General features: G+C 32.4%; 8 protein-coding genes and 1 pseudogene. 3 read left to right on the forward strand and 6 right to left on the reverse strand.

Going from position 1 to position 7,687, the window contains the following annotated elements:
• Positions 1 to 130 (reverse strand): annotated as a pseudogene (locus tag EAE91_RS22545) (type VI secretion system domain-containing protein); the annotation flags it as partial.
• A 110-nt stretch (positions 131 to 240) separates the two neighbouring features.
• Between EAE91_RS22545 and EAE91_RS22550 the strand changes: the two are divergent.
• From EAE91_RS22550 to EAE91_RS22560, 3 genes are all read left to right on the forward strand, one after another.
• The gene (locus EAE91_RS22550; protein ID WP_214090415.1) at positions 241 to 1,677 is read left to right on the forward strand and encodes a DNA cytosine methyltransferase; all 1,437 of its coding nucleotides are present in this window, start codon (positions 241 to 243) and stop codon (positions 1,675 to 1,677) included.
• 7 nt (positions 1,678 to 1,684) lie between these two features.
• The gene (locus EAE91_RS22555; protein WP_011144732.1) at positions 1,685 to 2,158 is read left to right on the forward strand and encodes a very short patch repair endonuclease; all 474 of its coding nucleotides are present in this window, start codon (positions 1,685 to 1,687) and stop codon (positions 2,156 to 2,158) included.
• A gap of 197 nt (positions 2,159 to 2,355) precedes the next feature.
• A complete protein-coding gene (locus EAE91_RS22560) occupies positions 2,356 to 3,675 on the forward strand; it encodes an MvaI/BcnI family restriction endonuclease (protein ID WP_214090416.1) in 1,320 nt (439 codons plus the stop codon).
• A 323-nt stretch (positions 3,676 to 3,998) separates the two neighbouring features.
• Here EAE91_RS22560 and EAE91_RS22565 read toward each other — a convergent pair whose 3' ends face one another.
• The 5 genes from EAE91_RS22565 to EAE91_RS22585 all read right to left on the reverse strand — a co-directional run bounded on the left by EAE91_RS22565 (position 3,999) and on the right by EAE91_RS22585 (position 7,390).
• A complete protein-coding gene (locus EAE91_RS22565) occupies positions 3,999 to 4,445 on the reverse strand; it encodes a hypothetical protein (protein WP_214090417.1) in 447 nt (148 codons plus the stop codon).
• A gap of 550 nt (positions 4,446 to 4,995) precedes the next feature.
• Entirely contained in the window at positions 4,996 to 5,445 is a 450-nt protein-coding gene (locus EAE91_RS22570; RefSeq protein WP_214090418.1) for a riboflavin biosynthesis intermediates N-glycosidase, read from the reverse strand.
• Positions 5,446 to 5,968: 523 nt separating this feature from the next.
• Positions 5,969 to 6,313 carry a hypothetical protein gene (locus tag EAE91_RS22575; protein ID WP_214090419.1) on the reverse strand — a complete coding sequence of 115 codons (345 nt, stop codon included), beginning with the start codon at positions 6,311 to 6,313 and terminating at the stop codon, positions 5,969 to 5,971.
• Positions 6,314 to 6,431: 118 nt separating this feature from the next.
• Positions 6,432 to 6,821 carry an Imm50 family immunity protein gene (locus EAE91_RS22580; RefSeq protein WP_214090420.1) on the reverse strand — a complete coding sequence of 130 codons (390 nt, stop codon included), beginning with the start codon at positions 6,819 to 6,821 and terminating at the stop codon, positions 6,432 to 6,434.
• Positions 6,822 to 7,219: 398 nt separating this feature from the next.
• Positions 7,220 to 7,390: a hypothetical protein gene (locus EAE91_RS22585; RefSeq protein WP_214090421.1), complete on the reverse strand. Its 171-nt coding sequence runs from the start codon at positions 7,388 to 7,390 to the stop codon at positions 7,220 to 7,222.
• Positions 7,391 to 7,687 lie beyond the last annotated feature (297 nt).

A 7,687-nucleotide genomic window follows, 5' to 3' on the forward strand; every position in this document is an offset into this window, starting at 1 on the left:
TCTGTTCTATCTGTTGCAGCAGGGCGTTATCCGCCGCCGGGAGTTTCGCCAGATAATCGGCGGTACGGTCGGCCGACGCCGGTGCCAGCGGTGTTTTACCGGTGCCATTCGCCATCGGTGCCGTGGTTAGATGAGTCACTGTGTAAAGTAAATAACTGTATAAATATCCACAAATTTCTTTATTCTGGGTCAATTGAGTGATAAAATATCACTAAATAGAACATTTTTCGGATAAATAAAATGAAAGAATTTTTTTCGTATGCTCAGGATCTCCATGAAAAATCGAAGTTATTGCAGCAGCAAAAGTTGGCATCAGATAAAAAGCTGATGGGACAACTTTTTGAGTCTTATGATCAAAAAACTATTGCAGAACTTTTGCGCAGAGTAAATTATAACGACTGGACCCGTGAAACTTTAAATCGCTGGTTTAACGGAAAATCAGTCCAGAAATTGTTAACAGAAGTTGAAGTTGCTATGCTCCAAAAAATGCTACCTGAACCACCCAAAAATCATCCTCAATACGGTTTCCGTTTCATTGATCTTTTTGCAGGGATTGGAGGAATTCGAAAAGGTTTTGAAGAAATTGGCGGTCAGTGTGTTTTTACCAGCGAATGGAACAAAGATGCTGTTCGTACCTACAAAGCAAACTGGTATTGTGATCCGGAATCCCATAAATTTAATTCTGATATTCGTGAAATAACATTAAGTGAAAACTCAAAAATAGATGAAAAAGATGCTTATAAAAATATTGATAAAGAAATTCCAGATCATGATGTTCTTTTGGCAGGCTTTCCATGTCAGCCATTTTCATTAGCAGGTGTTTCGAAAAAGAACTCCCTTGGTCGTGCTCATGGGTTTGAGTGTGATACACAAGGAACTCTTTTTTTTGATGTGGCCAGAATTATTACAGCTAAAAAACCTGCTATTTTTCTTCTGGAAAACGTTAAGAACTTAAAAAGTCATGATAAAGGGAAAACATTCCGTATTATCATGAATACATTGAATGAGTTGGGATACGCTGTTGCTGATTCTGATATCATGGGGCCGAATGATCCTAAAATTATTGATGGAAAATATTTTTTGCCTCAGCATAGGGAACGAATTGTGTTAGTTGGTTTTCGGAAAGATCTGAATATTCATCAAGGATTTACACTTAGGGATATTAGTCGATATTTCCCGAAAGAACGGCCAACACTTGCGGATTTACTTGAACCAGAAGTTGACAGTAAATATATTCTTACCCCTAATCTCTGGAAATATTTATATAATTATGCCAGAAAACATCAGGCTAAAGGAAATGGCTTTGGATTTGGCCTTATAGATCCCAACAATAAGGATGGTGTTACTCGCACACTTTCTGCGCGTTACCATAAAGATGGCTCAGAAATCCTTATTGACCGGGGATGGAATAAAAAGCTTGGGGAACAGGATTTTGATAATCCAGATAACCAGGAAAATCGCCCGCGTCGTTTAACACCGAAAGAATGCGCACGGCTAATGGGGTTTGAGTCTCCTCAGGGAGAAGCATTTCATATTCCGGTTTCAGATACACAAGCTTATCGACAGTTTGGAAACTCAGTTGTTGTGCCTGTATTTACAGCTGTTGCTAAATTATTAGCTCCTTATATAGCGAAAGCAGTGAAACAACAGCAGATAAACAAAGATCAGGCGGCATAGATAATTTATGGCTGATGTTCACAATCCATCCACTCGCAGTAAAAATATGAGAGCAATTCGTAACTGTGATACAGCCATAGAAAAAAAGCTCGTTAAAATTCTCCATGACCTTGGGGTAACTTATAGAGTGCAGGTAAGGGAGCTTCCGGGTAAGCCTGATTTCGTTATTGATGAATATCAGGCTGTTTTGTTTGTTCATGGATGTTTCTGGCATGGGCATAATTGTCATCTCTTCAAAACTCCGGCAACCCGAACTGAATTCTGGTTAGATAAAATTGAGAAAAATATTAGAAGAGATCAATTTGTTATGAGTTCTCTTTCGGATAATAGCTGGAAGATATTAGTTATTTGGGAATGTACTTTGAGAGGACGTTTGAAACTGACAGATAATGAGTTGTCAGAAAGAATTGAAGAATGGCTATGTGCCAGTGAAACTCATGCGGAAATTGATACAGTGGGGATACATAAAATACTTTTATAGAAAAATGAGTAGTTATTTGAATTAAAAGTGTTTTTTGACTCTTTTTCTGTAAGAAACAGTTACATTACATACCAAATCGCTTCCACCTATAAGTTTTATTTTGTTTGAAAAATAATCTATCCTTCAGTGTGGCATTCTATTTTTACTTTAATAGAGTTAATCTATAGAGAGATTATAACTAATGGACGGGGCAGAAGATGACTAATAAACTGATAAATATAGATAAAATATCAGTTATCATGAAGGATTTAGGAGCTAAAAAAATTATAGTTAAGCCACTTGCAAACAATGACAATTCTAAACAACAGATATATTTGGGGGTGGATTTTTCTGTCATACAGGGTATTCCTGTTGGTGAACTGAAAAGCGCTGGTATGTCAAAAAAAGGTGCGAGATTTAAGGCCACATTAAATTTATTTTGGATAAATACTGACAGTTGTAAAGAACAGGCACATGGATCTCAAATTATTTTGTATCCTAACTATCCAGAAATTCGCCTGTCGGGAATCATAAATGGTTGTTCAATAGCACCATCTCATTTAATGCAACCGCCAACGAAAAAGGAAAGAATAAATAGATGTGATAAGAATCGTTATTTAATTCTTGGTATATGTAAAGACATGATTTTTGCTTATATGAGTTCTTGGGAAGACGCTCTTTCCATTGAGCTCAGAGAATTAATAGATAAAAATTTAATGAATCCTGTTTTCTCTGTTTTTTATGAATATTACTCTAATATTAAAGACAGCCGTAGTGATCTTATAACTCGTTTGAAGGAAATTTATTCTTATGGTTTTATTAAATCGCAAAGACTGGATAAAAATGGTAATGTAATTGAATATAGAGCAAGAAATGGGGCAGGTTTTACCCTGGAAAGTTTATTTGGAATTATACCAAATGGCAGATCTGGACCTGATTTTTCTGGTTGGGAATTAAAAGCACATTCAGGAAGCGTTGTAACTTTAATGACACCAGAACCAAATAAAGGAGAATACATAGAAAATTTACATAAATTTATGAGTGATTATGCATCCAGTAAAAAAGAGGATAGGGTCGATTTTGCCAGTATACATAAAATCGGATTGTTAAACGAAAAAACGAAGCTGACTTTATATCTCGAAGGATATGATTTTGATAAGAAAAAAATTATAGATCCTGATGGTGGATTAGTACTTAGGAGTATAAATGGTAATATTGCTGCTGGCTGGAATTTCGGAAAATTATTAGACCACTGGAAACGGAAACATTCTAAAACATGTTTTGTCTCGTATGATGTGAAAAATGGTGATTTCCCATACTATAAGTTTGGTCCCCAAATTGTATTAGCTACAGGTGCTAATCTTAATAAATTTATAAATGCACTTGAATCAAGTAAAATATACTATGATCCAGGTGTTAATATAAAATACCAGGAAGGATTGTCTAAAGTGAAAAAAAGAAATCAGTTCAGGATAAAATGGAAAGATGTATTAAGTATTTATGATAAAGCTGAGAGCTTAGATTTAAATGAAAATTAATTGAAGTATGAGTTCACTGGAGCATTACGATCCACGGGTATTCGCCACGGTAAGAAAGAAGCCAGCCGGAAGCGATTCCGGTTTTTTACTGTTTTAGAGATAAAGCAGAATAAAATATCTAAAATATATCTTATGTATATATTTACTATGAATCTTATATTTTTATGTATTATTCCTTTGTTTATCTTCTTATTTGTTTTATATTTTTATGGTTTTAAGTTATATATTTAATATATAAGATCAACTCTGTAAAATATTTGTTTTAGGCATAAAAATAACAAAGTCGGAAAGATCACGGGGATCTTTTCGGCTTTAATTACTATTTATAAATATCTATATTCATATTTAGATGCAATTATTTCTATATGGCTATCATAGCCATTAATTAAATAGTGTTTTAAATCAAGATTATTTCTAGGGTCATATAATGATTTTTTACTGATTAATATATCTGAGTTATTTATTTGGTAAAAACCGGAATCAGGGTGATACCCGTATTTTTCCCAAAAATCAATCACATCTATTGTGAACTCTTGCCCATCTATTGCGTAATTTTGATGATTAATATCAAAAAAATTCATAGTAATACACCTAAGTTCAGCTACAACCAAAAAGTGAATTTCTATATCACGATATGTATCATTCTTAAAATCATCAATATGTTGAACATCAAGCCTAAGCTTAATCCCGTTTGATTCTGTATAAACAGTTTCAAGGTCTGTAGTTGATATCCTAAACTCTGTTTTTTCTGGTATTAATTGTATTGTCATATCATTTCCTAACTATTTTTGCAGCCAATTGTCTTAACAAGGCCAGAGCCATCTTTAGATTCAACTATAGCGGCTAAACCACGGTTATTAAGTGTTACAGGTTTACCTGTCGCAGGATCAATCGTATATGAAATAAAAAAATGTCAGGGCTAATTTTCTCAACCTTAATATCATTTTCTACATCCAGAATAAGTCTCCCTGTTATCAAAGGGTTTGCCTGACTTCCAATACTACTAAAGTTTGGAGCTATTCTATGTTGACCAAAATGAAGATCTTTAGGGAAATCTGTGATGTCACCATGTATAAATAGGTCAAAACTACTAAGTCTAAACGGATCAATCCAATTGACCGGATCATGGACATAGCCGTATTTTCTTCCATTGTTTCGACGTCATAAAAATTATTAATAGACTATCCTGATGGTATTCTTAATGGTTGTAATTTACTCATTTTATTTTGCTCCAGGAATATATTTCCAGACTTGATTTAATCATTAAAAGACAGAAAAATTGTTGGAGCTTTATCGACTTAAATTATACAGTTAAAATAATTAAAATTTTTTTAATTGTTCTCTAACTTCCATTAAGATAATGCCAAGCATATTCTTACCAGAACCATCGCCACCGTCAGCCCAATAAAAGTCGTTTTTCGTATGTTCAATTAAACGGGTATTACCGGTAGATAATAATATTTCTCGTATTTCTTTGTGCTGCTTGAATTTTTCCAAAACAGCAAACCGCATAATATTATCTTTCACTTCTTCCCAGTCTGTCCTTAATGGTTTCTTTCTGTCTCGGCCTGCGTTTGCTGCGTCTCTTGGTAAATTTAATCTGCGAATGTTTTCTCTGATATTGACATCAAAGAATTTGTTTGCTTGAAAGTAATGTTCAACGGTAGGCCAATAAACACCATTTACCGCTAACCCGTGTTTTGAAAAATTAGAAAAGCAGCCATAAGGTTCATTAACTTTGTAGAAATAAATTGTATTATTTATGATCATATGATTTTGGGTTTTCTATTATCTTTGGTGATTGTTTGATATAAAGTTAATCTGATAATGTTTTTTAGAAATAAAATATAATTGAACATCATCTATATAATAAATATCACTTAATTTTTTCATGCACTTGAAAAATAGGTAAATTAAGGAGTCTATATTTAATGTCAGTAATTTTATGAGAGTGATAAAATAATTCATAATATTAATCCTAAATAAAGTGTTCTAAAATAGTAAATTATTTTCTGTAACCTTCACCATATCAGGACTTGAGTGAGTTCTGGTTTGAAGCCTTGTGCCGAATGTTTCATATGGGTAATTCAGGTTTGCGTTAAAAAGCACTCAAATAAGCTAATTGTAGCTGTATTAGGGACAGCTATTTGGATAGTGAAGAGGATGAACAACCATTTCAGTGAGCAAACCTGATTGCTAGAGGTTAGGATGCAAATGATGAAATAGTAAGCTTAATTTATAGATACAAAGATAGCCAGAAAGATCTTAATAAAAAATTTCTGGCTTTATTGATTTATTTACTCTTAAATGGATAAAGTGCTTCTTTAAATACTTCCTGATATATATCTTTATCCATTTTATTTACGCTTCTCTCTTGGTCGTCATTGATTTTTTTTGTGACAAATTTTTCGTTGTCAATATTTCTCTTGCTGTAAAATGCTCTTGCTGCATTTCCAAAGCAATCAATGTCAATTAATTTATCAAGAAAACTATTAATGGAATAACTACTGGCATATTGTAGAGATTCATTTTCTTCACAAGAGAATTTAATGTACATAATAAGTTTTTTCAATGCATTAATTTCAACCTGTGTAATAGTTATAGTTTTGCCTTTATCTTCTATATGTTCAGCTACCATATTTACTCCTGGTATTTCTTCCCTCAATTGAGAGTCAAGTAGAATAGGGTCGGAAGATTACGCGGATATTTCCGGTTTTTTGTTATTTATTGGAATAGATCAACAATAAATTAAAATATTAATCCCATCTTTCATCTAGATAAGGAGTTATATCTCTAATTGTTAGAAATTGAGCAATACAGTTGAAGTGAAAATTATTATGAAAAATACTCATATGTATTTTGTTATCTATATATTCGATAGTTGGAGTGCACTCAAAACCAAGGCTAATTCCTTTGCATTCAAAATGAATAATATCACCAAGTTCTAATAAAATACTCAGTGCATTAAATTCACTTTTATTCCACTTATCAGGGAATATTGTTGGGATGTTTTTACTATGAAAACCAAGCCTAAGTGAAGAATGCGCATAAAACGAAACAATCTCAACTTCAACATGTTCAATAGATAATTCATTGTTAAACATATGTTTAATTTTTTCTTTATATATGGCATTTTCAAACCACATAATGAGTTTCCTTAAAATTCATAATACTCAGATGTTCCCGAAACCTTACCATTTCTTGAACCGGCTCCAGTCGGTACTGGCGTATCACGGATATTCTCCACGGTAAGAAAGAAGCTAGCCGGAAGCGATTCCAGCTTTTTACTGTTTCAGAGAAAAACAGAATAAAATAGCTAAAATATAGCTTATGTATATATTTATAATTAATATTATATTTTCTGCATTATTTATTTTTTCATCTTATTATTTATTTTATATTTTTGTGATTTTAAATTATATATTTAATATATAAGTCAATATTTTCATCTTGTTAATAATAATGGCTGTCTCGTATAATGAAAATACCTTTTATTTTTATACGAGCCAGCCATAAAATAAATCAGCTCATTGTTGGCTATATATTATATTATAAAAAAAGCTTCATTTTTTGTTGGTTTTTTAATATATTTTTGTAACTCCGTTTTAAACAAGAACTCTTCTTTTACATGAAAATTCGTTTTTACTATTGCTGTTAAAATATCTGAAAATATTCTATCATCTTTAATAATTTTCTTTAGCTTCATGATATTCATTGAATTATCCCTCAAGATATAATATGAATAATTCATAATAATCATATTAGATATAAATAAACTATTGGTAGATTGCCACTTATTTGTCACTTCCACTAATGACGATACTATTTTTTTATAGTTGTTTTTATAGGTCTTCACAAAAACAGAAGGATCTATTAAATGTAAGTGGCGGATTCGACTAATAAGCGCAATTTTTCAGAAAGGCGGTCAGTTGCTATAGTAGGCATCTTTCCCGCCACAGGAGAATGCGCTATGGCCTATACACAACTGACCGAGACAGAAAGATATCAGATT

It is taken from the genome of Photorhabdus noenieputensis (genome assembly GCF_018448935.1).
Lineage (GTDB): Bacteria > Pseudomonadota > Gammaproteobacteria > Enterobacterales > Enterobacteriaceae > Photorhabdus > Photorhabdus noenieputensis.

Coding starts and splice junctions, on each gene's coding strand:
- EAE91_RS22560 (WP_214090416.1), top strand. CDS start 2,356: ATGACTAATAAACTGATAAATATAGATAAAATATCAGTTATCATGAAG.
- EAE91_RS22550 (WP_214090415.1), top strand. CDS start 241: ATGAAAGAATTTTTTTCGTATGCTCAGGATCTCCATGAAAAATCGAAG.
- EAE91_RS22575 (WP_214090419.1), bottom strand. CDS start 6,313: ATGGTAGCTGAACATATAGAAGATAAAGGCAAAACTATAACTATTACA.
- EAE91_RS22585 (WP_214090421.1), bottom strand. CDS start 7,390: ATGAATATCATGAAGCTAAAGAAAATTATTAAAGATGATAGAATATTT.
- EAE91_RS22555 (WP_011144732.1), top strand. CDS start 1,685: ATGGCTGATGTTCACAATCCATCCACTCGCAGTAAAAATATGAGAGCA.
- EAE91_RS22570 (WP_214090418.1), bottom strand. CDS start 5,445: ATGATCATAAATAATACAATTTATTTCTACAAAGTTAATGAACCTTAT.
- EAE91_RS22565 (WP_214090417.1), bottom strand. CDS start 4,445: ATGACAATACAATTAATACCAGAAAAAACAGAGTTTAGGATATCAACT.
- EAE91_RS22580 (WP_214090420.1), bottom strand. CDS start 6,821: ATGTGGTTTGAAAATGCCATATATAAAGAAAAAATTAAACATATGTTT.